The sequence below is a fragment of the Rhodococcus sp. OAS809 genome (assembly GCF_040546695.1).
In the GTDB taxonomy this organism is placed as follows: Bacteria; Actinomycetota; Actinomycetes; order Mycobacteriales; family Mycobacteriaceae; genus Rhodococcus_F; species Rhodococcus_F qingshengii.
In genome coordinates this window covers 3,138,391-3,162,634 of sequence record NZ_JBEPOI010000002.1, presented here as the reverse complement: position 1 = coordinate 3,162,634, position 24,244 = coordinate 3,138,391, and the positions used below count along the sequence as shown (strand labels likewise).

Below are 24,244 nucleotides of genomic sequence, written 5' to 3'. Positions count from 1 at the left end.
CCCTCGTCCGTCAGTTCTGTCTCCGGAACGGTTCGGCCAACTGGCCGAGGTAGTCGTCCGGGTAGTCGGGCTTGGCCGCCATTCCGAGATCGTCACTGCTGAAGCGCTTTTCCGGATCGAAAGAATAAGTGCGGAACATGTGATCCCAGATCAGAGTGAACAAACCGAAATTGACGTCACCGATTCCCGCCCACTTCAGGTGATGGAATCGGTGGCCGGCGTTGAGGGCGAGTATCGGACGCAGGGGGCCGATGCGGTAGTCGGCATTCGAATGCTGAAGCAGGAGTTGGACAGCGACACAAACCGCGAGCGCCGAGGCAACTGGAACGGGCATCCCGAGGAGGATCAGTGGCAGGACGCCACCGGCGGTTTCGAAAGTCTGATGCACGGGGTGCTTCATCAGTCCGTTCATACCGTAGAACCGTTCGAGGCTGTGATGAACCGCGTGGAAACGCCACAACCATCCAACCTTGTGGCTGATCAAATGCACCACGGTGATGCCGAAATCGGCAACCAACACTGCGAAGACGACCTGAAGGACAAACGGAAGACCGCTCGGCCACAGCCCGTCGAACGGAATCACCGCGGCCATCAACGGGATTACCGCGACGCTGACCAAGATGAGGGATTCGTTGACAAACGCATGGACAGCGTCGCGAAACCTGTCCGGTCCCGGGGCATTCCACGAAGATTCGTAGGGAAGCGCCCGTTCGGCCGCGAACGAGCAGACCACTGCGAAGAGAATCAATGCCACCAGTGACCATTTCGGCGCGCCGGATGCCGCCAGCGCGATTGCGGCTCCGTTGATTCCCAAGAGCATGAACGGGACGTACCCGTATCTGACGATGAAGGTGAGCATGTATTCGATGGTGCACGGCGCGGGTGGTCCTCGACTTGTACGAATCGGTCGACTTTCAGTCAGCCGAACAAGCGGTGTCGCGTTACTTCGTCAGCACGGTGGCGAGTGCAGCGCTCAGATACGGAGTGATGTTCTCGACGACCCGTGTCACGATCGCAGTGGCGACGTCAGCCGGTTGCAGTGGCACCGACGGTGTCTGCGGCAGCGCCGGGGGAGCAGGCGGAGCGGGCTCGGACATCATCGGCGTGTAGGTGTTGTGCTTCGTGAAGTAGCCGAAGACCGAATCCACGAACACCTCGGGCGCATCACGCGGCTTGGGCATGTTGCAGATGCCGTCACCCTCGATGCAGACTTCCTGCACTGCGATGTCTCCGAATCCGCCGCGTGCTCCGGACATCGTCGCTCCCGGAACGACATTGGGCACTACGGTTTCGATGCCCCCGGCCGAGTTGCGAGGGTCGGCGTAGAGGACGCCTTCGACTTGCGATTGGGGAATGGATCCGTCACGTGCGATGTCCCCGAGAACGTCGCCGGCAATCCGTGCTCCCTGTGAGTATCCGGTGACGACGATCTCGCTGCCCGGGCACTGAGCGTGGAAAGCGTTGACTTCGGTGCGAAGCGTCTGGGCGCCGGCGGCAACGCTCTGGTCGTACGTCTGTTCGCCGAGCGGCCAGAAGCTGGCGGGGTAGGTCACCGGCTTGGAGGCGTAACCCTGGGCGACGTAGCGGTCGGTGACGGGTTGCGTCGTTTGTCCCGTCGGATCCCACGTTCCGCCGACCGCGAATACCGCACCGGCCGGGCACGACCCACCGTCATTCGGGTCCGCTCCGGCAGGTACCGACATCACAAGAGTCACCCCCGCTGTGACTGCAACCGTGCATGCCACTGACATCGCGTATTTCCTCATCGGGCCTGTCCCCATCTATCTACGTTCTCGTTCACTGGCGAGACAACCCGCGGTCCGACGCGTTTCGTTCGGTACTGAAGAGAATGGTGATGGGGCGATAAGTCCTGGAGGTAATCCGTGCGTAAACAGGAAGTTGCCGACCGGCGCTGTTTACTACCAGCGTGTGTGGGGCGTCACGGCGTCGGTACCTGCGGCGGGTGATCCGGCTCGAGGAGGGTTCCGATCTCCTTCCCCATCGACACGGCGTTGTTGAGGTCCGCGTTGGTTGTCGGCCCGAGTGTGGCGTAGACGACGATCGTCGTCTTCGAGTCGGGGTAGTAGAGCGCGAGACCGTTGTAACCGCCGTACGACGGGTTCATCACCAGCCAGCCGTCGAGGTGCCCGGTCCCGAAGGAAAAGAACTTGTCCGCCGTCATACTTCCCAAGCCCGCAGTCGTCGGCGCCATCTGCTGCTCGAAAGCCTTGTCGGATAGTAACTCTCCCGTTCCCAGCGCGCGCACCCACTTTCCGACGTCGGCGACAGGCGCGTTCATGTTTCCGCTGTGCAGGAACGCCGTCGGATTCCAGAAAGTGGAGTCTTCGAATACTCCACGTTCATTGGTGTAACCGTGCAGGATCGGTTCGTCCATCTGCGACGTGAGTACAACGCTGCTGTGATCCATCCCGAGTGGATCGAAGACGCGCTGCTGAAGTAGTTCGCCCAGCGGTTTTCCAGTCGCTTTCTCCATGACGTCGCCGAGCAGCGTCAGGTCGCTGTGCGCGTACGCCCAACCGGTGCCGGGTTCGAACAACGGCGGGCGGGAGTTGGCAAGATCCAGGATCTCTCGAGAAGTCCAGCCCTTCATCGGGTTGTCCGTGAAGAGTTTGAGGAACTGTGGATCGGTCACGTAGTCGGAGATGCCCGACGTGCTGTTGGCCAGCATTCGCGGAGTGATGGTGTCTGCGCGTGGAAAGTTCGGTTCCCACTTCGCGATCGGTTGATCGAGGGGAAGCGTTCCCTCTTCGTCGAGTTGCAGCAGGACTGTCGAGAGCATCGGTTCCATCGGTTGGCCGACGCGCAACTGCATGTCGGTTGTCGCCGGAACTCCGACAGGGGACTCTCCGACGGCGCCGAGAGCAACTTCGTCGTCGCCTCGCCACACCCCGAACACAGCGGCACTGAGGCCCAAGTCGGCCACTTGGCGGCGGACGATGTCCGTGATCTCGGTGGATTCCCGACTGCTCGAGGTGCTGGGAGAGGCGCTGCCCGTGTTTGTTACGGAGTCATCGTCGGAACTGCACGCAGCGGTTGCAATGGCAACGGTCAAGGCGATCGACAGAGCAGACAGCCGCACCCGAGCGCGGTGGTGGGAGGAAGTCATGCCTGCGATCCCTTCGATGTGGAAATCGAGCAACCGACGCCGAGCAATGTCCCAATTGGCCGAATTTACCGCAGTTGGAAGGAGGAGGGGTCAGATCGACCGTATAGGCGCAACTGCTGTTCCAGTGCAGTCCTCATTCGGGTGCCGCGTCCGGTTCCTCTCGCAGGTCCTGCGCTTGCTGAAGCTCGGCGTTGATGCGACGGGCTTCGGTGAGTTGGTCTTCGAGGATGATGATGCGGCAAGCCGCGTCGAGCGCCGTGCCGTTGGCTACGAGTTCGTGCGCGCGGGCTGCGATGCGCAGCTGGTAGCGGGAGTAGCGGCGATGTCCGCCCTCAGAGCGTTGCGGGGTAAGTAGTTTCGCGGCATCGAGGCTACGAAGGAAAGCTTGCCTGACACCGAGGATCTCGGCCGCATGTCCCATGCTGTACGCAGGATAGTTCTCGTCGTCGAATCTGCCGGAGGGGTCCCCCGGTGGTGTATCTGCCGGAATGGCTCGCTTCTTTCGCTGAACGGACGGGGCCCCCGGCGCGAGGAGCGCCGGGGGCCGGATGGGGTTGAACTTACTTACATAACTGCATTCTTTCGAACTTCCGGACTCGCACAAGACATCCGGTAGCCGCTTTGAAGGGGGGTGCCGGGTCCGACTACACACTCACACACGAATTCGGCCCCGGCACGTCCCTGCCCTGCGGTACTGCTTGCGGGTAGTTCATCTCTCCCGCATCTCTTGACTCGTTCCTTGCTACGAGAAAAAAGATACAACAGCCTCGCGAGAATGTCTACCCTGACCGCTGTAGATATTTTGTTGCGAACATTCTAGGTGTTGATATTCAGGAACAGCCTGGTCGCCGGGGGTGAGAGCGCTCAATGTGAGTCATAGGAGATGGATCTGGGACAATGCTCCGATGCGAAATACCCCGAAGTCCGAGTCGTTGTTGCGCGCCCGCGCGGAGAGGGAAGAGCGCACCGGCTCCTCCGAGCATCCAGCTGGTGGCGCGCCGAACCCCGGAGAGGACTCGTCGTCGTCCGAGCCGGGGGCACGCAGCGACAGCGCTACGATTCGGTCGGCTCGGTCCGAGCTCTCAACTCACGCCAGGGCAGTGGAAAGTATGCACGAGGCGATCCATCCTGATCGCGATTGAGGCAGCTGCCTCGTCGGGATGCGGGGGGACTCCTTCATCCCGCTCACTGCAACGCACGACGGCCGCCGCACTCCCGAAAGTAAAGGGAGTGGCGACGACCGTCGAGTTGTCAGAGTGTGCGCTCAGTACTTGAACCTCAAGGCAGCAACTGGTCCAGGAAGGTGTTGCTGAAGACCTTGTGCGGATCCAACGCGTTGAATGCGGCGTTGGCGGTGTCCCAGTTGTCGCTCGATGGGACGCCGTCGCGGTAGGTCTGGGGGAGGCCCTGGGTGATGATCGGGGTGTCGGTGTACGGCTTGTCGGGGCCGAACGCCCAGCCCTTGGACCACTCGGGGCGGAAGGTGGCGTCGTTGTTGTTGTAGTGATTACGCATCCACTGTTCCATTTCGCGGTAGAACGCGAACATGCCGGGGGTTCCGGGGACGCCGAGGACGTTGAGCCAGATGGCGGTGTCCCATTCCGGATGGTCGGGGCGCGGGCGCATGGCCGAGATGGTGGGGGCGCCTGCCGAGTCGACCTCGACATCCGACGGTTGATCGAGGCCGCAGCAACGGATTTCGACGGGGCCGTTGAGGGGGAACTGTCCGATAGAGCGGTAGTACTCCATGCGACCGTTGAACCACTGGGTGAAGTCGTGGATGACCTGGCCGATGTTGGCGCGCGAGGTGATGACGGCTCCGCCGCCCTCGGTCAGGCGCAGGGTGGTGGCCCGGATGTAGAACTGGACGTCCTTGGACCATCCCCACAGGTCGTTGGAGAACGTCGCGGCGAGTCCGGCAACGGTGGTGGCGTACATGATCTGCCCGAATGCCGGTGCGATGCCCGGGTTTCCGGAGTTGATCTGGCCGATCATGTCGGTGACAGGCTCCGGGAGGTTGTCGGAGAAGATGTAGTTGTACGGTCCGGTCACCTCACGCGAGAACGGCGGCTTGGTGGGTGCAAGTGACCACACCTTCATCCACGGGCGTTCGGTGAAGGGGTACCAGATTGCTTCTGCGCGACCGTTTTCGCGGACGAACTTCTCGAAGGTGCGTCCGGACGCTCCGCGGGCGCCGAAGAGTTCCTGCCAACCGATGTCGGTGTGGCTGACGCAGCGCATGCGGTAGTTGGGGGCGGCCTGCAAGGTGACGGAGGTGAGGAAGGTGCGTCCGAGGTGAGTCAGCAGCGGCTTGATCGCCGCGTCGCTACGTGCATACGTCTTCAGTGCGTACTCGCTGCCGTTCCAGACCACTGCGGTCAGGGACGTGACGAGGTTGGAGAGTGAGCCGAAAGTCTGTCCGGGAACGTGTGCTTCGCCTTCGGCGGGAAGAGCTGCGCCGTGAGCGTCGACGGCGAGGCAGCCGGCAATGGTCAACACACCCGGCGCCGGCAGGTTCGCGAACCCGAGGCCCTGTGCCTGCAGTGCGGTCGTGATGGCGTCGAGGGTCGCGCCGGGTCCTGCGGTGACGGTGGCTGGGCTGCCACCGGCGTTGACGGAGACTCCGGTGAGGTGGACCGTGGTGTCGGCGAGGATGACCTTGTCGACCGGCGCACCGTTGACGATGGTCAGCGGCGTCCAGCCGTGCATGGCACCGCGGGGACGAATGGTGTAGCCGTTGGCATGGCCCCAGTTCGCGAGGCGGACTACGTCTTCGGGCGTCTTGGGCGAACAGGTCCAGATCGCGTCGAGCATGATCTCCTTGGACCAGTTCTGATATGCCTGCTGGTACAGCGCGATGCCTTCGGGGAAGGCAGGCGGCGGCGTGAGGGTGGACACGGGACCACCCGCGGAGCCGGAAGAGCCGGCGGGGACGGCGTAGGCCGGCGTCCAGCCGGCGAATGCGGTCGCTGCCACGGCGCCGGCTCCAGCGGCCATGAAACCTCGTCGGGACAGTCGGAACTTTTCGTCTTGTGCCGTCATCTTCGGGCTACTCCATCGGGTTCGAGAACTACGGTGAGTTCTAACAGGTGGGTATCAGACAGGTTGGTATCAGACAAGAGTGAGAACTACGTCAGCCAGGGCAGGAGCTTCGCGCTCCAGTACAGAAGCTGAGATCAGGAGTCGCCCATTGTCTTTCCAGATCTGGATACTCAAGTTCTCGCCGGGAAATACGACCCCGGCAAAGCGGGCCCGAAATCCGGCTACCCGACTGCTGTCGCCGTCGAGCATGGTATCCACTGCGGTCTTGCAGACCATTCCGTAAGTACACAGTCCATGCAGGATAGGCGCTGGAAAGCCTGCCGCGGAGGCGAATTGCGGATCCGAGTGCAACGGATTCCGATCACCACACATCCGGTACAGCAAAGCCTGCTGTGGAAGCACAGGCGTCACCACTGTCTCATCTGCTTCGCGATCCGGAAGCGTAATCGACTCCGACGGACCACGTTCACCCCCGAAACCACCCTCGCCGCGGGCGAAAATGGACGAGCGAGCTGTCCACAGCGGGTTGCCCTCGGCGTCAACCGTGACGGATTCCTGCACGATCACCGCGGCCTTGCCCTTGTCCCAGACCTCGGCGATTCGAGTTGTAGTGCGGCCACTTCCACTTGCCGGGATCGGCTGATGGACAGTGACTTCCTGGCTCCCGTGGACTACCTTCGCCAGATCGATTTCGACGCCGGGGAACGACACCTTCGGTGCTTCGGTGGCGTGGAAGTTGGCGGCGACGGTGGCAAAGGTGGGTAGTACCTGAGGCTTTTCGTCGTCGAGGTATCGAAGCTCGTTCGGATCAAGCGGACGAGCACCTGCCCCCAGGGCCAAGTGGTAGTGCTGCACGTCCGACGGGGTCCACGAGAACTCTTGTGGCGCAAGCTCGGCGCCGAGTGCGATCTTCGGATCAATTGGCATGGTCGACCGCCGTCTTTTCAGCTGCAGGTGCTTCGGTTGTCTCGGCCTTCTTCGCACGCTCGACGATGTCGAGTACGGCCAGGTAGCCGAAAGTCATTGCGGGACCGATGGTCGCGCCTGGTCCGGCGTAGGTGTGGCCCATGACCGGAGCGCTCGCGTTGCCAGCCGCGTAGAGGCCGTCGATGACGCTTCCGTCTTCGCGTAGTGCTCGGCCGTTGACGTCGGTGCAGATTCCGCCCTTGGTGCCGAGGTCACCCGGAACCATCTTGATGGCGTAGAACGGAGCCTTGCTGATTTCGGCGAGGCTGGGGTTCTTCAGTCGGGGATCGCCGTAGTACGCGTCGTAACCACTGTCACCGCGTCCGAAGTCCTCGTCCTTGCCGTTGCGCGCGAAGCCGTTGAACCGATCGACGGTTTCGGTCAGCGATGCGACGGGAAGCCCTGTCTTCTCGGCCAATTCGGCGATGGTTCCCGCCTTGACCACGATGCCGGCCTTGAGCCAGCGGCCGGGGAAGGGGGAGCGGGGAGTGATACCGGCAAACGTGTAGCGGTTGCGGTAGCGCTGATCGAGAATCATCCACGTCGGGATGTTCTCGCCGGGGCCCTCGCCCTGACCGTACTCACCGCCGTACATCGCATGGGTTGCCTCGACGTACGGAGCCGCCTCGTTGCCGAAGCGCTTGCCCGACATGTTGACCATCATGCAGCCCGGGAGGGTGCGCTCGGAGAGAGCGAACCACGGTCCGCCGGTCAGCGGAATGGACGGGCCCCACCAGGCGTCGTCCATGAAATCGACTGCAGCGCCCACTTCTTGGCCTGCGCGGATACCGTCGCCGGTGTTTGCCTTCGCGCCGACGGTCCATTCGGTGCCGATAGGTGCGCGCTGGTACTTCTCACGCATTTCCTTGTTGTGCTCGAATCCGCCGGATCCCAACACGACTCCGTGGCGAGCGCGGATGACCTGCTCCTCGCCGTCGACGATGACGTTGACGCCGCGAACTGCGCCGTCTTCGGTGTACAGGGAGGTCAGCGGGGTGTTCAGCAGGATGGGTACTCCGGCGGACTGAAGTCCGAGTCGAATACCGGCGACCAGTGCCTGGCCGCGAACCAGCAGATCCTTCTTTGTGGCCTTGGCTGCGAGGAATCGCATGCCGACCTTCATGGCGCGCAGGGGTCCGCGAGGATTGCGCATCAGCAGGTTGAGCCACTTGTAGTCGGCCTGGGTGATGACGAAGTTCTTGGGGGCCTTGACGTAGTCGGGCTCGAGGTTCTTGCGGTCGGCGCCCAACTTGTTGCCGTCGAACGGGGTGGGCTCGACACTGCGGCCACCGAGGCGTCCGCCGGGTGCTTCCGGGTAGTAGTCGGAGTAGCCGGGAACCCACTGCAGCTCGAGCGGGCTGTTCTTCAACACGAACGAGAGCATCTCGGGACCGCGCTCGAGATAGGTGTCGATGCGTTCGGGAGCGACAACGTCGCCGATGATGCTGTGCAGGTAGGAACGTGCGGCCTCCGGTGTATCGGTGACACCGTCCGCTTGAAGTGCCTCGTTGTTGGGGATCCAGACCCCACCACCGGAACGGGCGGTCGATCCGCCGTAGTGGGCGGCCTTCTCCACGATGACCACACTCAAGCCCTGGTGGGCTGCGGTCAAGGCCGCTGTCATACCTGCGGCACCACTGCCGACGACGACGATGTCGTATTCCTGCTTGCTCATGTAGAACACGTTATAGAATGATGGGGGTGTCAGTCCATGCTTTCTGCCAGGAAGTATTTCCGGACGTTGTCATTGATAACGAAACACGTTGCAGTGAGATTGAGGATGGTGCGGTGTGACCTGGGATACTTCGGTTGACGTCCTTGTGGTCGGGTTCGGTGTGGCGGGCGCCAGTGCGGCGCTCGAAGCTGTAGCGGCCGGTTCGTCGGTTTTGGCAATCGACCGAGCACTCGGTGGTGGTGCCAGCACGATTTCCGGAGGAATCTACTACGCCGGCGGCGGCACCGTGATTCAAAAGGAAGCCGGTGTCGAGGACAGTCCCGAAGCCATGCTCGCCTACCTGAACCGCGAGGTCGGTGACGCGGTGACGCCGCAGACTCTGCGCCGGTTCGTCGACGAGAGCCCGGCGTCGATCGACTGGCTGCGCAGTCACGGCGTGCCGTTCGAGGCCTCACTCTGTCCGTACAAGACGTCGTACCCGAGCAACAAGCACTACCTCTACTTCTCGGGTAGCGAATCGGCCGGCGGGTTCCGTGACATCGCAAAACCTGCTCCGCGTGGTCATCGCGCCAAGGGGCGTGGCACGTCGGGAAAGATGCTGTACGGCCCGCTCGCGAAGTCCGCGGAGGCGAAGGGCGTCCAGTTGCTCGGCCAGACGCGAGCGGACCGGCTGATCATCGAGGACGGCCGGGTGATCGGCGTCGAAGCACTGACGCTGCGTGACGCACCTGCCGGAGTTCGTCGCCGTCACGCGACGCTCGGGTCCCTGTCCTCCAAGCCCGGCGTCTACGCACCGCAGTTGCGCACGATTCTCGACGCACTCATCGCGAAGATCGAGAAGAAGCACGCCAAGCGGATTCGCATCCAGGCACGCGGCGGCGTGATCCTGAGCGCCGGCGGCTTCGTGTCCAATCGCGAGATGATGCGCACCCATGCCCCCGCCTACAAGGGCGGTATCCCGCTCGGCACCTCCGGGGACGACGGCAAAGGCATCAACCTCGGTGTCGAAGCCGGGGGAGCCACCGACAAGCTCGGCAATGTGTCCGCCTGGCGATTCATCGTCCCGCCGAGTGCTTTTCTCGGTTCCATTTTGGTGGGTGAATCCGGTGCGCGAATCGTCGACGAGTCCCGTTACGGTGCCGCTCTCGGTCAGGCGATGGCGGAGAAGAGCAGCGGAATCGGTTGGCTGCTGGCAGATTCCGAACTCGTTAGCGAAGCGAAATCGCAGATAAGTGACCAGTCGATGTGGTTCCAGCGGGTACAGACCACCGGAATGATGCGTACTGCAGTGCGTGGCAACACCATTGCCGAGGCCGCCCGCAAAGCGGGGATAGACGTCGCCGGCCTTCAAGCCACCGTCGACGCGCATAACTCCGCTGCCGCTGCCGGACAACCTGATCCGATGGGCAAACCGTCGGACTTCGTCAGGCCGATACTGTCTGCGCCGTTCACGATGTACGACGTCTCGATCAAGCCCAACATGATGAATCCGTGCCCGATGCTCACGCTCGGTGGATTGGTGGTCGACGAATCGTCCGGCATGGTGAAAAACGAGGCCGGGGAGGGTATCCCTGGTCTGTACGCCGCCGGCCGTACCGCGGTCGGTATCTGTTCCAACTCGTATGTGAGCGGCTTGTCGCTCGCCGACTGCGTATTCTCCGGACGACGAGCCGGTCAGCACGCAGCCGCATTCTCCACAGTCGGAAAGGCCTGAACGATGCTCTCGACGCAGATCCGCGGCGAACTTGCCGACCATCTTGATTCGGCGGAACGGGATCGCGCTCCGATCAGCCCGCTGATCGCCACGTATCCGGACATCGACGTCGTCGACGCCTACGAGATCCAGCTCATCAACATCCGGCGTCGTGTTGCCGGTGGCGCAAAGGTGGTCGGGCACAAGGTCGGGCTCTCGTCACTGGCGATGCAGCAGATGATGGGCGTCGACGAGCCAGATTACGGTCACCTGCTCGCCGAGATGGAAGAGTTCGAGGACCGTCCGGTCGACACGTCGCGCTTCTGCTTCCCACGCGTCGAGGTGGAGGTCGCCTTCATTCTGGGAGCAGATCTGCCGGGCGCCGGGTGCACCGAACAAGACGTCATCGACGCCACTGTCGCCTATGCGCCGTCCATCGAGTTGATCGACAGCCGGATCAAGGACTGGAAGATCGGCCTCTCGGACACCATCGCGGACAACGCGTCCTCCGCCGGGTTCATTCTCGGCAAGGAACGAGTTCGCCCGTCGGACATCGACATCAAGGCGATCGACGCGGTGCTGACCTGCAACGGCGAGCGGATTGCGGAGGGGCGCAGCGATGCGGTTCTCGGTAACCCGGTCACCGCCGTCGCGTGGTTGGCGCAGAAGGTCGACACGTTCGGAGTTCGGCTCAAGGCCGGCGACATCGTTCTGCCGGGTTCGTGCACGCGAGCGATCGACGCTCATCCAGGCGACAACTTCCGAGCCGAGTTCAGCGGCCTCGGTTCCGTCTCTCTTCAGTTCACGTAGGAGTAGTCATGACCAGGGCAAGTGTGGCGATCGTCGGATCGGGAAACATCAGTACCGATCTGTTGTACAAACTGCAGCGTTCCGAGTGGCTCGAACCGCGATGGATGATCGGAATCGATCCCGAGAGTGAAGGATTGGCGCGCGCCCGCAAGATGGGACTCGAGACCTCCGCCGAGGGCGTCGACTGGTTGCTGAACCAGGCGGAGAAACCGGACCTGGTCTTCGAGGCGACGTCGGCATACGTGCACCGCGAGGCAGCACCACGCTACGAGGCCGCCGGTATCCGTGCCGTCGACCTGACTCCGGCCGCGGTCGGCCCGGCTGTGGTTCCGCCCGCGAACCTGCGTGAGCACCTGGACGCACCCAACGTCAACATGATCACTTGCGGTGGGCAGGCAACCATTCCGATCGTCTACGCGGTGTCGCGTGTCGTCGACGTGGCGTACGCCGAGATCGTCGCCTCCGTTGCATCATTGTCCGCCGGCCCGGGAACTCGCGCGAACATCGATGAGTTCACCAAGACCACCAGCCGCGGTATCGAGACCATCGGCGGCGCACAGCGCGGCAAGGCGATCATCATCCTCAACCCCGCGGACCCGCCGATGATCATGCGCGACACAATCTTCTGCGCTATCCCCGAAGACGCCGACCAGGCCGCGATCACCGACTCCATTCACCGCGTCGTCAAGGACATCCAGCAGTACGTGCCCGGCTACCGGTTGCTCAACGAACCGCAGTTCGACAAACCGAGCGTCGTTTCCGGTGGCTATGCAACGGTCACCACGTTCGTCGAGGTCGAAGGCGCAGGCGATTTCCTACCGCCGTACGCGGGCAACCTCGACATCATGACGGCAGCAGCCACCAAGGTGGGCGAGGAAATCGCCCAGAAGCTTCTGAGTGTGAAGGCATGAGCGACATGATTCATTTCGATTCGAGCTGGGACATCCGCGTCACCGACACATCGCTGCGCGACGGCTCCCACCACAAGCGTCATCAGTTCACCGTCGACGAAGTACGAGCCATCGTCGGTGCCCTCGACGGAGCCGGAGTGCCGGTCATCGAGGTCACTCACGGCGACGGCCTCGGCGGGTCCTCCTTCAATTACGGCTTCTCGAAGACTCCCGAGCAGGAACTGATCAAAGCTGCAGTCGAGACGGCGACCAACGCGAAGATCGCCTTCCTGATGCTGCCCGGATTGGGCATCAAGGACGACATCGTCATCGCACAGGACAACGGTGCGTCCATCTGCCGCATCGCAACTCACTGCACCGAGGCAGACGTATCCATCCAGCACTTCGGCCTCGCGCGTGAGCGTGGACTCGAAACAGTCGGATTCCTCATGATGGCTCACTCGATTCCGCCGGAGAAGCTGGCCAAGCAGGCTCGCATCATGGCCGACGCGGGTTGCCAGTGTGTGTACGTGGTCGACTCCGCCGGCGCACTTGTGCTCGAGCAGGTATCCGATCGCGTCGAGGCGCTGGTTCAGGAACTCGGCAACGACGCTCAGGTCGGCTTCCACGGACATGAGAACCTGGGCCTGGGCGTCGCCAATTCCATTGCGGCAGTTCGTGCGGGAGCCAAGCAGATCGACGGTAGTACCCGTCGGTTCGGTGCCGGCGCCGGCAACGCCCCGGTCGAGGCGTTTGTCGGTGTCTGCGACAAGATCGGAGTCAAGACCGGTATCGACTTCTTCGCGATCGCCGATGCAGCCGAAGACGTTGTGCGCCCGGCAATGCCGCAGGAGTGCCTGCTCGATCGTCAGGCACTGATGATGGGCTACGCCGGCGTGTACTCGAGCTTCCTCAAGCATGCCGAGCGTCAGGCCGAGCGGTACGGAGTGTCGTCCGCGGAACTGTTGGTGCGCGCAGGTAAGCGCAAGTTGGTCGGCGGACAGGAAGATCAGTTGATCGACATTGCGCTGGAACTCCAGCGCGAAGCAGCGGCTTCCTAGCCCATGGCAGACGTACTGGCCGGAAAAGTGGCCTTGGTAACCGGCGCGTCCTCAGGGTTGGGGCGCGCCGTCACCGAGATTCTCCACCGCAGGGGCGCACAGGTTTTCGGTATCGCCCGCGACAAGGAAAAGCTGCGACAGTCGATGGTCGAGGTGGTTGGCGCGGATGGAGAGCGTCGTTTCGCGGCGACGGACGTCTCGGATTCCGCTCAGTGTGATGCGGCCGTGCAAGCGTGTGTCGACGAACTCGGTGGTATCGACATCCTCGTCAACGTGGCGGGATCGCACTCGCTTCGTCACACGGCGGATATTGCGGATTCCGAATGGGCACATGACCTTGCGGTCAATCTGAACGGACCGTTCTTCCTTTCCCGAGCAGCACTGCCGCACTTGCTGGAACGGGGCGGCAACATCGTCAACGTCTCCTCGATTGCGGGACTGGAAGGGCAGGCGTACTCGGCTGGATACTGTGCTGCCAAGCACGGACTCATCGGACTGACCCGAGCGATGGCGATGGAGTTCACCGGAAAGTCTCTGCGTGTCAACGCAATCTGCCCCGGCGGCATGATGACTCCTCAAGTCACCGGATTCACCTTCCCCGACGGAGTCGACTTCGACCTCGTCATGAAGGTTGCCTCGCCGCGTGGCTTGATGGAAGCCGAGGACGTTGCGAAGATGGTGGCTTTCGTTGCCTCCGACGACGCCTCGGCGATACACGGGGCCGTTTACTCGGTCGACAACGGAAAAATGGCATGACCCCGTTGGTCTCGGGACCGATCTTCCAGATCTGCTGGGTGGTCGAGGACATCGAGGCTGCCGAACAGGAGTTCACTCGGCAGTGGGGAGTGGAGCGATGGCTACGTATGCCAGACATCGCCTTTGGTCCCGAGACCACAACGTATCGCGGGGAGCCCGCGGACTATGTCGTGCACGTGTCGATCGGATATGCGGGCAGCCAACAGCTCGAGCTGATCCAACCAGTGTCCGGACGCAACCTGTACACGGAGTTCCTGGAGACTCACGGCGTCGGAGTTCATCACATGGCTTGGGTTCCAGACGATTACGAGGCGACGTTGCTCGAGGCCGAGCGTCGCGGAATGTCGGTGGTGCAACAAGGTCGGGTAGAGGGCGCCGGCATGGAGTTCTCCTACCTCGATGCCGGGCCGTTGGGTGGATACGTCGAGTTGATGAAGCTCTCGCCCGAGATTCGGTTGATGTTCGCTTCGCTCATTCCTGATTGACGGCAAACACTTTCGTGAAGTAATCGGAAACGTTCTCCGGGTGACCACGGAATCCGAGGTAGCCGTCGGGGCGAATGACCAGCGCCGCCGTACCTTCGACCCCATACGCGGCGCACAGTTGCGAGGCGTTGTCCTCGATGATAGGCACCAGCGAGTCGACGGTCACGGTTCCCGGTGGCACTATCGCGTAGACGTCCAGCAAGCCGTGCGCTGATCGAATTGCGGCGTCGGCGACCTTCTCGAGGCTGTTGATGCTCTCCGCGGATCCGTCCGAAGTCAGCAGTAACGTGTGGTCGACTCCGGACAGCAAGTCGAACAACCGAATTGGATACTGCACACCGTCTCGGCGCATTCCGCGTGCATCGGGTGCACGCTCGCCCGGTTGAACGTGTGGACTCGAAGAATTACGCCCGGTGTTCAGCGGACTCTCCGAGTAGTCGATCAACAATTGAGCCTGGCGCCGCATTGCCGTGTCGATGGAAGACTCTCCCGAACCGATTCCTTCTCGAGCATTTCGGACCGTCATCCCGACGACTTCTTCACCGACCGGCCGCCTTTCGGCGTCGTAGGTCTCGAGAAGATCCGCTTCCGCAACACCTTTGACGGCGAGCGCTATCTTCCACGCAAGATTGTGGGCGTCCTGGATCCCGGTGTTCATGCCCTGCGCGCCAGTCGGGGGATGGATGTGCGCGGCGTCGCCGGCGACAAAAACGCGTCCGCGGCTGTAAGCGTCGACGATGCGGTGGCTGATGCGGAAGACCGAGGACCATCGCAGCATCGAGGCGGTTGTCGGTTCTGGGGACAGTCTGTCGAGCACAGCCTGGATGTGATGGAGTTCAGGTGTCTTTCCGGTTGAAAAACTGTGTTGTACAGCGGCTTTGTTCGACGATTCGTCCGGCATCAAATCGTCCGGAACGAGCATCGACATGCGGTACCGCTTGTGTCCGGGAAGTGGGATGCAGACGAGTAGATCGTCGGTGGTTCCGTCGTCGGCGGTGTGGTTGGCGCGGACGGAGTAGCCGCTGGGGATCGACCAGTCGACTTCGACGTCGCCGAGCATGTAGCTCTCGGCAAATGCGCCGCCCTCGAAGCTCAGGCCCAGCCCTTTGCGGACCACGCTGTGCGCGCCGTCGGAACCCACCAGGTACTGAGCCGTCACGGTACTGCCGTCGCTGAGGGTGCAGGTGACGGCGTCGTCGGATTGTTCGAATGCAGTGAGGCCGACTCCGCGTTCGACGGTTGTTCCCAACTCGGTGAGGCGCTCGGTGAGGATGCGCTCCGTCGAGTACTGAGGCAGACAGAGAAACCAGTAAGGAACGTCCTCGGGGAGGGTGAGGTCGACGCGGCCGACCTCGACGCCGTTCGTGTACATGATCTGACCGCGCATCAATGTCGAGGCGTCGAGTGCCTGGCGGAGCACCCCCATGTTCTCGAAGAGTTCGAGAGTGCGTGGCTGAATCCCGACGGCTTTCGCGTATTGCCGCGGTTCGTCGAGCGGGTCGACTATTCGGCATGAGATACCGCGTCTGCGCAGCTCGATCGCGGTGGTCAAGCCGATCGGGCCGGCGCCCGCTACCAATACGTCGGTATCCATCAGGACCCACTCACGTCGGGGACAGTCGGTCATTTCAGTATGGGTAAGCGAACTTTTGTTTTGGGGAAATTCGCGCAGATCGGGCATTTTGGGGCTTTCCGCACGGGGCGCAGACGTTGAGGTCGTGGGAAGATCGCGACGTGAAGGCAGGCGAGTTGCATCATGAGCCGCCGGGGTACCGGTGCCCGTTCTGTCGCTTCGCGCTGGGCGAGTTCGACGAGCACAACGCGTCGACCGACCTGGTTGCTCGAACCGACCACGCAATCGCTCGGATTTCCCCGAAGTGGTGGCCGGGCAACCCCGGCCACGTACTTGTGTCGCCGATCGAGCATCCGCGATACGAGGACGACCACCTGTATTCCCGGCATGGCGAGGCGGCCTACGTTCCGCCTGAGGCGCGAGCGCCTTTCGGCGCACTTTTGCGCCCTCGATTCCTTGAACGCTGATCTGCCGCCACATCCTAGTGATGTACAAATCTGCGTGTTTGTAAAACTTTTACCTCAAAAATCGTTGACAAAACGCCATCATTTGTCCACTCTCTATACATAGATGTTGTTCGTGTCGCGGATTACCGCGCAGGACGCACTCACTGATCCGAACGAGAACTGGAGAATTCGATGGCTGCGTTGGTGTACACCGAGCCAGATGGTCGGCTCGCAACTTGGAGAGACCGGAAACGCTACTTGTGGCTGTTGGCGCTGATTCCGTCATCGGCAACTTTCATCGCCGTGGGGCTTGTTACCGCCACCGGATGGAATGTCTTCTGGTGGACCGGCCCACTGATCGCGTTTGCTCTCATTCCCGTCATCGACATCCTGGCGGGTGAGGACGGGAAGAATCCGCCCGACGAGGTGATCGACGAACTCGAGAACGACCGCTTCTACCGGTGGTGCACCTACGCCTATCTGCCGCTGCAGTACACGGCCTTCTTCCTGTCCTGCTACATCTGGGCGCGTTGGGATTTGAGCGTTCTCTCCAATATCGGACTCGCAGTGACGATCGGTGTGACGGCCGGAATCGGCATCAACACCGCCCACGAACTCGGGCACAAGAAGGAGAGCGTCGAGCGCTGGTTGTCCAAAATCGTTCTCGCGCAGAGCGCTTACGGTCACTTCTACCTCGAGCACAACCGTGGCCACCATGTGCGAGTGTCGACTCCGGAAGATCCGGCGACCTCGCGCTTCGGTGAGACCCTCTACGGTTTCTGGCCGCGCAGCGTCGGCGGGGGATTGAAGTCGGCGTGGCATCTCGAGAAGACCCGCTTCGAGCGTTTGGGCACCACGCACTGGAGCATCAAGAACGACGTGCTCAACGCCTGGCTCATGTCGGTTGTTCTGTTCGGTGTCGCGCTTGCAGTATTCGGGATCGGCATCGCGCCGTACCTCGTGATCCAGGCGTTCATCGGGTTTTCGCTGCTCGAAGCGATCAACTACCTCGAGCACTACGGACTCCTGCGTCAGAAAACCGCAAGCGGACGGTACGAGCGATGCACGCCGGCGCACAGCTGGAACAGTGATCGCATCTGCACCAACGTCTTCCTTTATCACTTGCAGCGGCACAGCGATCATCATGCGAATCCGACACGGCGCTACCAGGCGCTTCGCAGTATGGAAGAGGCCCCTCAGCTCCCGAGCGGCTACGCCAGCATGATCATGCTCGCCACAGTTCCGCCCCTGTGGCGCAAGGTGATGGACCACCGCGTTCTCGAGCACTACCGAGGTGACATCACTCAGGTCAACATCGCGCCGAAGAAGCGGGCCAAGATCCTCGCAGCCTACGGGGTGAACGCATGAACGCCTACATCTGCCCGATCTGCGACTACACGTACACCGAATCGACCGGCGCTGCGCGAGAAGGCTTTCCGCCCGGCACGCCGTGGTCGAGTATCCCGGACGACTGGTGCTGCCCCGACTGCGGCGTCCGCGAGAAGGTCGACTTCACCCTCGTCACGCAATCCTGATCGAAATACCCACCGGTGAAAGGAAAACCGATGTCCGAGACTGCCACTGCTTACAAATTGTTCCGCTGCCTCCAGTGCGGGTTCGAATACGACGAAGCGATCGGCTGGCCCGACGACGGTATCGAGCCGGGTACTCGCTGGGACGAGATTCCCGAAGACTGGTCCTGCCCTGATTGTGGTGCCGCCAAAGTCGATTTCGAAATGGTGGAGGTGAACCGCTGATGACAGCGGTCAGCGAGCCCGACACACGCACCGTCGTGATCGTGGGCACGGGCATCGCCGGTTCCGGTGCCGCGCAGGCCCTGCGCAAGGAAGGGTTCGGCGGCAGCATCATCCTGATCGGCAGCGAACCTGAGGAGCCGTACCGCCGCCCGGCGCTGTCGAAGGAGCTACTGTCCGGGAAAGCGTCGTTCGATCGGGTTCGGTTGCGGCCGTCGACTTTCTGGACCGAGCAGAGTATCGATCTTCGGATCGGCGCAACTGTCACGAGTATCGACACAGATTCCCGCACAGTACTTTTAGCCGACGGTGACAGCATCGACTACGACGTTCTGATTCTTGCCACGGGTGGACGGTCCCGACGGTTGGAGAACGAAGATTCCGAGCGTGTTCACTATCTTCGAGATATCGCAGACATGCGACGCTTGCAATCCCAGCTGATCGAAGGATCCTCGCTTTTGGTGGTCGGCGGTGGCTTGATCGGATCGGAGGTGGCGTCAACGGCACGCGACTTGGGTTGCAGTGTGCAGGTTCTCGAAGCGCAACCGTTGCCCCTGTCCAGGCTGCTTCCACCGTCGATAGCGGAGAAGATCGCCGCGCTGCACGCCTTGGCGGGCGTCGACTTGCAGACGGGAGTCGACCTCGAGACGCTGACGACAGGTGCCGACGGTGTCACCGCACGCGCGCGTGACGGACGCGAGTGGACAGCGGACTTGGCCGTCGTCGCAATCGGATCCTTGCCCGATACCGATGTGGCTGCTGCTGCGGGTATTGCGGTGGACAACGGGATTTCGGTAGACCGATACCTCCGGACCTCCGTCGTTGATGTGTACGCGATCGGCGATGTGGCCAACGTGCCCAACGGTTTTCTCGGCGGCATGCACCGTGGTGAGCACTGGAACACCGCGCAGGACCACGCAGTTGCAGTTGCCAAGACCATCGTCGGGAAGGAAGAACCCTTCGAATCCGTCCCTTGGAGTTGGTCGAACCAATTCGGCCGCAACATTCAAGTAGCTGGTTGGCCAGGCGCGGACGACACCGTAATAGTTCGAGGAGACTTGGACTCCTATGACTTCACTGCGATCTGCATGCGCGACGGAAATATCGTCGGTGCTGTGAGCGTGGGCCGGCCGAAGGACATTCGTGCCGTGCGAACCCTTATCGAACGCTCCCCGGACATCAGCGCCGACGTACTCGCCGATACAAACAGGGATCTGACCGAACTTGCGGCGGGTCTTGTCGCCTCACCGGTGCTCTGAGTGCACTCGTGACTTCTGTGGCTTGCGTGTCCACCGTTTTGACACCGAGCACGGGCGATGGAAATCTTCCCGATATGTCCACCGCTCGTGCCCGTGTCCCGTACCACGAGGCAGCTCGTCAACTCCTCCGTGCGTCAGCGCTCGACGCCACACGCGAACTCTTGACCGAGAAATCGTGGAACGACATCACGATGGCGCATATCGCGGAAGCTGCGGGCATGAGCCGGCAGACGTTGTACAAGGAGTTCACGTCCCGCCAGGGATTGGCGTCCGGATACCTCATCCGTTTCGTTGACGAGTTCCTCGAAGAGGTGGAACGCGAAGTAACGCTGCATCATTCGGATCCGCGGGGCGCGGTCTCGGCAGCCTTCCGTGCCTTCTTCGACGCCGGTGCCCGGGATCCGATGGTGGTCAGCATTGTCGGTCCCCGGCCGCAGCACGACCTGCTGAGCTTGGTCACCACTGACGGGACTCCGCTGCTCGAACATGCGAGCGCGAGGTTGGCCGAGATCTTCATGACCAGTTGGGCGAACGTCGACCGCATCCATGCCGAGATGTTCGGCAGCACGATAGTGCGTCTGGCGATCAGTCACGTGACGTTGTCTTTCGGTACCCCCGATCAGATCGCCGAGAACCTGGGGGAGATGTTCGGGCCGTTCCTCGATCAGGTCATCGGTTCGGGCACAGTCGAAACGAGCTGAGCCGACAGGATCGATACGGTTTCCGGGCTAGGACGGAAGTTCGATCGAGCGTGATCGCCGTAGTTCTTTGGTGGGAAATATCGTCGTTATGTGTGAATCCGCGTCTCACTTCTCGGTAGCGTGCCGGGCGTAGATCGAGGTGCGATCCGCAGGGTGGCTCTCGTGAATTTCCGTCATCGGTGGAGGAATTCGAAAATGAAGAGCTGCAATAGATCTCGAGTGTTGTCGACCGTTGCGATAGTTGCATCGTTTGTCATGGCCGGGGCAGGTGTGGCAGTCGCCGACGAATCCTCGTCAGGGTCTTCCGGCAGCGGATCGCTCGGTTCCTCCGGTGCGGCAGCGGTTGATCCGTTGACCTTCGACGGTTGGGGCACGTGCCCGATCGAGGATCTCGAGGTGACGACGTGCGCCAGCGTCGTGGTTCGCGGAGGGACCATGAAATTGGGTGCACTTTCGGTGCCGATTCCGGACGGCAGTCTCAAGGTTGCGGGTGGGGTGAAATACGCGACAGAGCCGGACAACAGTTTCGTCGAGACCTTCGTCGCCAAGCAGGACGGGTCCAACGGGGTCTATTCCAACCCGATTTCGGTACCCGGAGGTGCTCTCGGGATCGATACTCCGCTGGGACTGACTCAGATCAGCGCGACGGTGGAATCGGTGGGAGTCCCGGATCTGAAGGTTCTCGAGCAGGAACTCACCATGCCTGTTCGATTGAAACTGTCTAATCCCTTGCTCGGTGACGATTGCTACATCGGTTCGGTTTCGAATCCGATCAATCTTCACTTGACCACAACCGGAAACCCTCCGTCGGAACCTATCGGTGAGTTCCCCGGTGCAGTGTTCCCGGCAGTCCCACATTCGGATGCGGTGTTTGCGGCGCCGGGAGCCAGCGGGTGTGGACCGCTGGGTGCGCTCAACTGGGCGGTGAATCTCCGTGGGGGAGTGCCGGCAGTCAGCGGAAAGAACTCGCTCACCACCTCGAGCGACGTCTACGCGGTGGCTGCACGAAAGGTGCGACCGCCTGCCTGACGGACGCGCGGGCGCTGGAACGTAAAACGAGGGCCGACCCGTGGGTCGGCCCTCGTTCTACACAATCAGGTCAGCTGACCTCGGGATCACGCACCGTGATGGTGCCGTCCCTAACCGCGTCGGCGATGCTGTCGTGCAGTTTCGGGCATCCGTCTTTCAATGCCGACGACTGCCCGGAAGCAATTGCCTCTTTGAAGGTGTGGCAACGCAGCGCCGGGTCGGAAGTCCACTGAACGCTGGTGTGTTTGTACGTGTTCTTGCGAACCAGTACGCACGCGCCGCATGCCTTGCAGTCGACTTCCTGCAGACCCGAGTCGAGGTATTCGTGCTTGTCCTCGATCGTCTGGGCTGCGATCGCCTCGAGCCGTTCCGTTTGCCCGGCAAAGTCCGGTGCCTTGGCCCAACGAGCCCACCGTGCGTCGGTTCCGATCGAGGCGCTCACGACTAGACCTCTGCTTCCTTCTTTGCCGCTTCTGCTGCAGCTTCCTTCTCGGCCTTCTGGCGTGCGAGGTTTTCCTCGACCTCGGCGTGCCAGGCTTCGTTTGCCTTGGTGGTGTCCACCTCGAACTCGAAGCGCTGCGTCATCTTCTCGGTGACGTCGGCCTTGTCCACGTAGAACTGCTCGTACCAGCGTCGTAGCTGGTAGACGGGGCCGTCTTCTTCGCAGAGAAGGGGATTCTCGATCTTGGTCTTGTTCTTCCAGATCGCGACGTCCTGCAGGAATCCCTCGCTGATGCCCTCGGTGAACTTGCCGGCCAACTTGTCGGCCATCTCGTCGGAGACACCCGTCGGCTTCTTCACCGTCACGCCCCACTGCAGCACGAACGAGTCCGGGCTGATCGGGTAGTGGCAGTTGATCAGAACACTCTCGACCTCGTATCCGCTGTAGCTGTTCCACAGGGGATTGACCATGTACGACGGTCCGTAATACGCAGCTTCGGAGCGAAGAAGCGTGTCGCCGCCGTACTGGGAGGCCATTCCGATGTCGGGACGACCCGTGGTGTTGAGGTACTGAGTGGCGATCTCACCTTCGAAGACGTTCTTGAAGTACGTCGGGAAGGCGTAGTGGATGTAGTAGAAGTGCGCCATGTCGACCACGTTGTCGATGATCTCGCGGCAGTTGGACCCCTCGATGACCATGGAGTTCCAGGTCCAGTCGGTCCATTCGTCGCTGTACGCGCCCTCGATACGAGGAATCACGATCTCTTCGGGCGGCGGATTGCCCTCGGGGTCGTTCCAGACGAAGAGCTGACCGTTCTGCTCGAGGGTCGTCCACGCGCGGGTGCGTGCGAGCGGAGGCACGCGGCGGGCATAAGGAATGCCGGTGCACTTGCCGTTGCCGCCCCAGCGCCAGTCGTGGAAGGGGCAGGCGATGGAATCGCCCTTGACCTCGCCTTGTGTGAGGTCACCACCCATATGACGGCAGTATCCGTCGAGAACTTTGATGTCGCCCTTGCTGTCGGCGAACACCACGAGCTTCGTACCGAAAGCCTCGATCGCGTGCGGTTTGCCGTCCTTGAAGGTCTTCAGTAGACCCAGGCAGTGCCAACCGCGGGCGAAACGAGTTTGCACCGTTCCGACGTCGATCTCGCGAATCTGCGCCATTGTGACCTCACATCCCTTCTAGCTGTTAGTAGAACACGTTATAGAACTCGATCCGGTTCCGCCAGATTTTGGGGGCACTTGTTACAGCATTGCGGCCACAAACGGGACCTTTGTCAGCGTCTCGACAGAAAAGAGAACGTGTTCTAGTCTCAAGTGTAAGTGAACCAACCGATCGAGGAAGACGGGAGCGTCGAAGTGGGTAACCATGACAGCCACGAGGTGATGCAGAGGCTCGACGCACTACTGCCGGCACTGCGCGAGCGCGCACAGGAGACCGAGGATCTGCGTCGTATACCCGACGAGTCCATCAAGGCTCTTCAGGAAACAGGCTTCTTCCGCTTGCTGCAGCCGAAGCAGTGGGGCGGATACGAAGCCGATCCGGTGCTGTTCTACTCCGCGGTCAAGAAGATCGCCAGCGCGTGTGGTTCCACAGGGTGGGTCTCCTCGATCATCGGGGTACACAACTGGCACCTCGCCCTCTTCTCTCAGCAGGCGCAGGAAGACGTGTGGGGCAACGACACTGACGTTCGCATCTCGTCCTCTTACGCCCCGATGGGTATGGGTGAAGTAGTCGAGGGCGGATACAAGGTCAACGGTGCGTGGGCGTGGTCCTCGGGTTGTGACCATGCCAGCTGGGCCGTTCTCGGTGGTCCGGTGTTCAAAGACGGCCGCGCGGTCGACTTCGTGAGCTACCTGATTCCTCGCGAGGACTACCAGATCGACGACGTGTGGAATGTGGTCGGCCTGCGTGGAACCGGCTCCAATACCGTTGTGGTCAAGGATGTTTTTGTTCCCAAGCATCGCGTGCTGAGCTTCCGGGCGATGAGCGAACTGACCGCCCCGGGCCTCGAGAACAACACCGCGCCGGTCTACAAGATGCCGTGGGGAACCATTCACCCCACCACGATCTCGGCGCCGATCGTCGGAATGGCTTACGGAGCTTACGAAGCGCACGTCGAGCACCAGGGCAAGCGTGTTCGCGCTGCGTTCGCCGGCGAGAAGTCGAAGGACGATCCGTTTGCCAAGGTGCGCATCGCCGAGGCATCCAGCGACATCGACGCCGCGTGGCGTCAGCTCTCCGGCAACGTCGCCGACGAGTACGCGTTGATCCTTGCGGGCGAAGAGGTTCCGATGGAACTGCGGCTGCGCGCTCGACGTGACCAGGTGCGCGCCACGGGCCGCGCGATCGCCTCGATCGACAAGCTCTTCGAGAACTCCGGCGCCACGGCGCTGCAGAACGGCACTCCTATCCAGCGTTTCTGGCGCGATGCTCACGCTGGTCGCGTCCACGCCGCCAACGATCCCGAACGCGCGTACGTCATGTTCGGAACCGGCGAATTCGGTCTGCCGATCACCGACACGATGGTCTAGA

Annotated in this window: 25 protein-coding genes; 15 read left to right on the top strand and 10 right to left on the bottom strand. The window is 61.8% G+C overall.

The annotated features are described in order from the left end of the window. Positions 1-10: 10 nt before the first annotated feature. The 4 genes from ABIE52_RS17745 to ABIE52_RS17730 all read right to left on the bottom strand — a co-directional run bounded on the left by ABIE52_RS17745 (position 11) and on the right by ABIE52_RS17730 (position 3,548). Positions 11-859 carry a sterol desaturase family protein gene (locus tag ABIE52_RS17745; protein WP_007734069.1) on the bottom strand — a complete coding sequence of 283 codons (849 nt, stop codon included), beginning with the start codon at positions 857-859 and terminating at the stop codon, positions 11-13. An 82-nt stretch (positions 860-941) separates the two neighbouring features. After that, positions 942-1,751, bottom strand: a complete 810-nt coding sequence (locus ABIE52_RS17740) for a PE-PPE domain-containing protein (protein WP_003945630.1) — start codon at positions 1,749-1,751, stop codon at positions 942-944. A gap of 188 nt (positions 1,752-1,939) precedes the next feature. Further along, positions 1,940-3,127 carry a serine hydrolase domain-containing protein gene (locus ABIE52_RS17735; RefSeq protein ID WP_192711924.1) on the bottom strand — a complete coding sequence of 396 codons (1,188 nt, stop codon included), beginning with the start codon at positions 3,125-3,127 and terminating at the stop codon, positions 1,940-1,942. Positions 3,128-3,260: 133 nt separating this feature from the next. Then, positions 3,261-3,548 carry a MerR family transcriptional regulator gene (locus ABIE52_RS17730; protein WP_003945791.1) on the bottom strand — a complete coding sequence of 96 codons (288 nt, stop codon included), beginning with the start codon at positions 3,546-3,548 and terminating at the stop codon, positions 3,261-3,263. A gap of 484 nt (positions 3,549-4,032) precedes the next feature. On the opposite strand from ABIE52_RS17730, the gene ABIE52_RS17725 reads away from it, so the two are divergent. After that, the gene (locus ABIE52_RS17725; RefSeq protein ID WP_007734072.1) at positions 4,033-4,269 is read left to right on the top strand and encodes a hypothetical protein; all 237 of its coding nucleotides are present in this window, start codon (positions 4,033-4,035) and stop codon (positions 4,267-4,269) included. Between the two features lie 136 nt (positions 4,270-4,405). On the opposite strand, the gene ABIE52_RS17720 is transcribed toward ABIE52_RS17725, so the two are convergent. From ABIE52_RS17720 to kstD, 3 genes are all read right to left on the bottom strand, one after another. After that, entirely contained in the window at positions 4,406-6,169 is a 1,764-nt protein-coding gene (locus ABIE52_RS17720) for a cholesterol oxidase substrate-binding domain-containing protein (RefSeq protein WP_007734073.1), read from the bottom strand. 69 nt (positions 6,170-6,238) lie between these two features. Further along, complete coding sequence (chsH3, locus tag ABIE52_RS17715; protein WP_003945880.1) at positions 6,239-7,096, bottom strand: enoyl-CoA hydratase ChsH3; 858 nt, start codon at positions 7,094-7,096, stop codon at positions 6,239-6,241. Continuing rightward, a complete protein-coding gene (gene kstD, locus ABIE52_RS17710; protein ID WP_007734077.1) occupies positions 7,086-8,810 on the bottom strand; it encodes a 3-oxosteroid 1-dehydrogenase in 1,725 nt (574 codons plus the stop codon). The genes chsH3 and kstD overlap by 11 nt, the downstream gene beginning before the upstream one ends. A 115-nt stretch (positions 8,811-8,925) precedes the next feature. Here kstD and ABIE52_RS17705 point away from each other — a divergent pair, with 115 nt between their 5' ends. Genes ABIE52_RS17705 through ABIE52_RS17680 form a run of 6 tightly spaced genes read left to right on the top strand, consistent with a single transcriptional unit; the run spans position 8,926 to position 14,505 of the window. Then, entirely contained in the window at positions 8,926-10,524 is a 1,599-nt protein-coding gene (locus tag ABIE52_RS17705; protein ID WP_047269620.1) for an FAD-binding protein, read from the top strand. 3 nt (positions 10,525-10,527) lie between these two features. Beyond that, on the top strand, positions 10,528-11,313 hold the full coding sequence (locus ABIE52_RS17700) for a 2-keto-4-pentenoate hydratase (protein WP_003945480.1): 786 nt from the start codon (positions 10,528-10,530) through the stop codon (positions 11,311-11,313). A gap of 8 nt (positions 11,314-11,321) precedes the next feature. Continuing rightward, positions 11,322-12,224, top strand: a complete 903-nt coding sequence (locus tag ABIE52_RS17695) for an acetaldehyde dehydrogenase (acetylating) (RefSeq protein ID WP_192711925.1) — start codon at positions 11,322-11,324, stop codon at positions 12,222-12,224. Next, the gene (gene dmpG / locus ABIE52_RS17690) at positions 12,221-13,264 is read left to right on the top strand and encodes a 4-hydroxy-2-oxovalerate aldolase (protein ID WP_007734084.1); all 1,044 of its coding nucleotides are present in this window, start codon (positions 12,221-12,223) and stop codon (positions 13,262-13,264) included. Before ABIE52_RS17695 ends, dmpG begins: the two co-directional genes overlap by 4 nt. A 3-nt stretch (positions 13,265-13,267) precedes the next feature. Continuing rightward, positions 13,268-14,020 (top strand): SDR family NAD(P)-dependent oxidoreductase, encoded by a 753-nt coding sequence (locus ABIE52_RS17685; protein WP_019746895.1) that lies wholly within the window; start codon positions 13,268-13,270, stop codon positions 14,018-14,020. After that, a complete protein-coding gene (locus ABIE52_RS17680) occupies positions 14,017-14,505 on the top strand; it encodes a VOC family protein (protein WP_064112422.1) in 489 nt (162 codons plus the stop codon). Before ABIE52_RS17685 ends, ABIE52_RS17680 begins: the two co-directional genes overlap by 4 nt. Here ABIE52_RS17680 and ABIE52_RS17675 read toward each other — a convergent pair. After that, on the bottom strand, positions 14,492-16,099 hold the full coding sequence (locus ABIE52_RS17675; RefSeq protein ID WP_354541581.1) for an FAD-dependent monooxygenase: 1,608 nt from the start codon (positions 16,097-16,099) through the stop codon (positions 14,492-14,494). The genes ABIE52_RS17680 and ABIE52_RS17675 overlap by 14 nt on opposite strands. A 140-nt stretch (positions 16,100-16,239) precedes the next feature. Between ABIE52_RS17675 and ABIE52_RS17670 the strand changes: the two genes are divergently transcribed. From ABIE52_RS17670 to ABIE52_RS17640, 7 genes are all read left to right on the top strand, one after another. Continuing rightward, positions 16,240-16,545 (top strand): HIT family protein, encoded by a 306-nt coding sequence (locus ABIE52_RS17670; protein ID WP_192711926.1) that lies wholly within the window; start codon positions 16,240-16,242, stop codon positions 16,543-16,545. 171 nt (positions 16,546-16,716) lie between these two features. Next, entirely contained in the window at positions 16,717-17,892 is a 1,176-nt protein-coding gene (locus ABIE52_RS17665) for an alkane 1-monooxygenase (RefSeq protein WP_003945652.1), read from the top strand. Next, a complete protein-coding gene (locus ABIE52_RS17660; protein ID WP_007734092.1) occupies positions 17,889-18,059 on the top strand; it encodes a rubredoxin in 171 nt (56 codons plus the stop codon). Before ABIE52_RS17665 ends, ABIE52_RS17660 begins: the two co-directional genes overlap by 4 nt. 30 nt (positions 18,060-18,089) lie before the next feature. Further along, positions 18,090-18,281, top strand: coding sequence for a rubredoxin (locus ABIE52_RS17655; protein ID WP_050655879.1), 192 nt, complete (start codon positions 18,090-18,092; stop codon positions 18,279-18,281). Beyond that, complete coding sequence (locus ABIE52_RS17650; protein WP_058227280.1) at positions 18,281-19,537, top strand: NAD(P)/FAD-dependent oxidoreductase; 1,257 nt, start codon at positions 18,281-18,283, stop codon at positions 19,535-19,537. Before ABIE52_RS17655 ends, ABIE52_RS17650 begins: the two co-directional genes overlap by 1 nt. A 74-nt stretch (positions 19,538-19,611) precedes the next feature. Next, the gene (locus ABIE52_RS17645) at positions 19,612-20,238 is read left to right on the top strand and encodes a TetR/AcrR family transcriptional regulator (protein ID WP_050655881.1); all 627 of its coding nucleotides are present in this window, start codon (positions 19,612-19,614) and stop codon (positions 20,236-20,238) included. 195 nt (positions 20,239-20,433) lie between these two features. Then, on the top strand, positions 20,434-21,267 hold the full coding sequence (locus tag ABIE52_RS17640; protein WP_192711927.1) for a hypothetical protein: 834 nt from the start codon (positions 20,434-20,436) through the stop codon (positions 21,265-21,267). Positions 21,268-21,337: 70 nt separating this feature from the next. Here ABIE52_RS17640 and ABIE52_RS17635 read toward each other — a convergent pair whose 3' ends face one another. Both ABIE52_RS17635 and ABIE52_RS17630 read right to left on the bottom strand, forming a co-directional pair. Next, positions 21,338-21,709, bottom strand: coding sequence for a hypothetical protein (locus ABIE52_RS17635; protein WP_003945499.1), 372 nt, complete (start codon positions 21,707-21,709; stop codon positions 21,338-21,340). Positions 21,710-21,711: 2 nt separating this feature from the next. Further along, entirely contained in the window at positions 21,712-22,872 is a 1,161-nt protein-coding gene (locus ABIE52_RS17630; RefSeq protein WP_003945847.1) for a 3-ketosteroid-9-alpha-monooxygenase, oxygenase component, read from the bottom strand. Between the two features lie 195 nt (positions 22,873-23,067). Between ABIE52_RS17630 and hsaA the strand changes: the two genes are divergently transcribed. Then, positions 23,068-24,243: a 3-hydroxy-9,10-secoandrosta-1,3,5(10)-triene-9,17-dione monooxygenase oxygenase subunit gene (gene hsaA, locus ABIE52_RS17625; protein WP_039973406.1), complete on the top strand. Its 1,176-nt coding sequence runs from the start codon at positions 23,068-23,070 to the stop codon at positions 24,241-24,243. Position 24,244 lies beyond the last annotated feature (1 nt).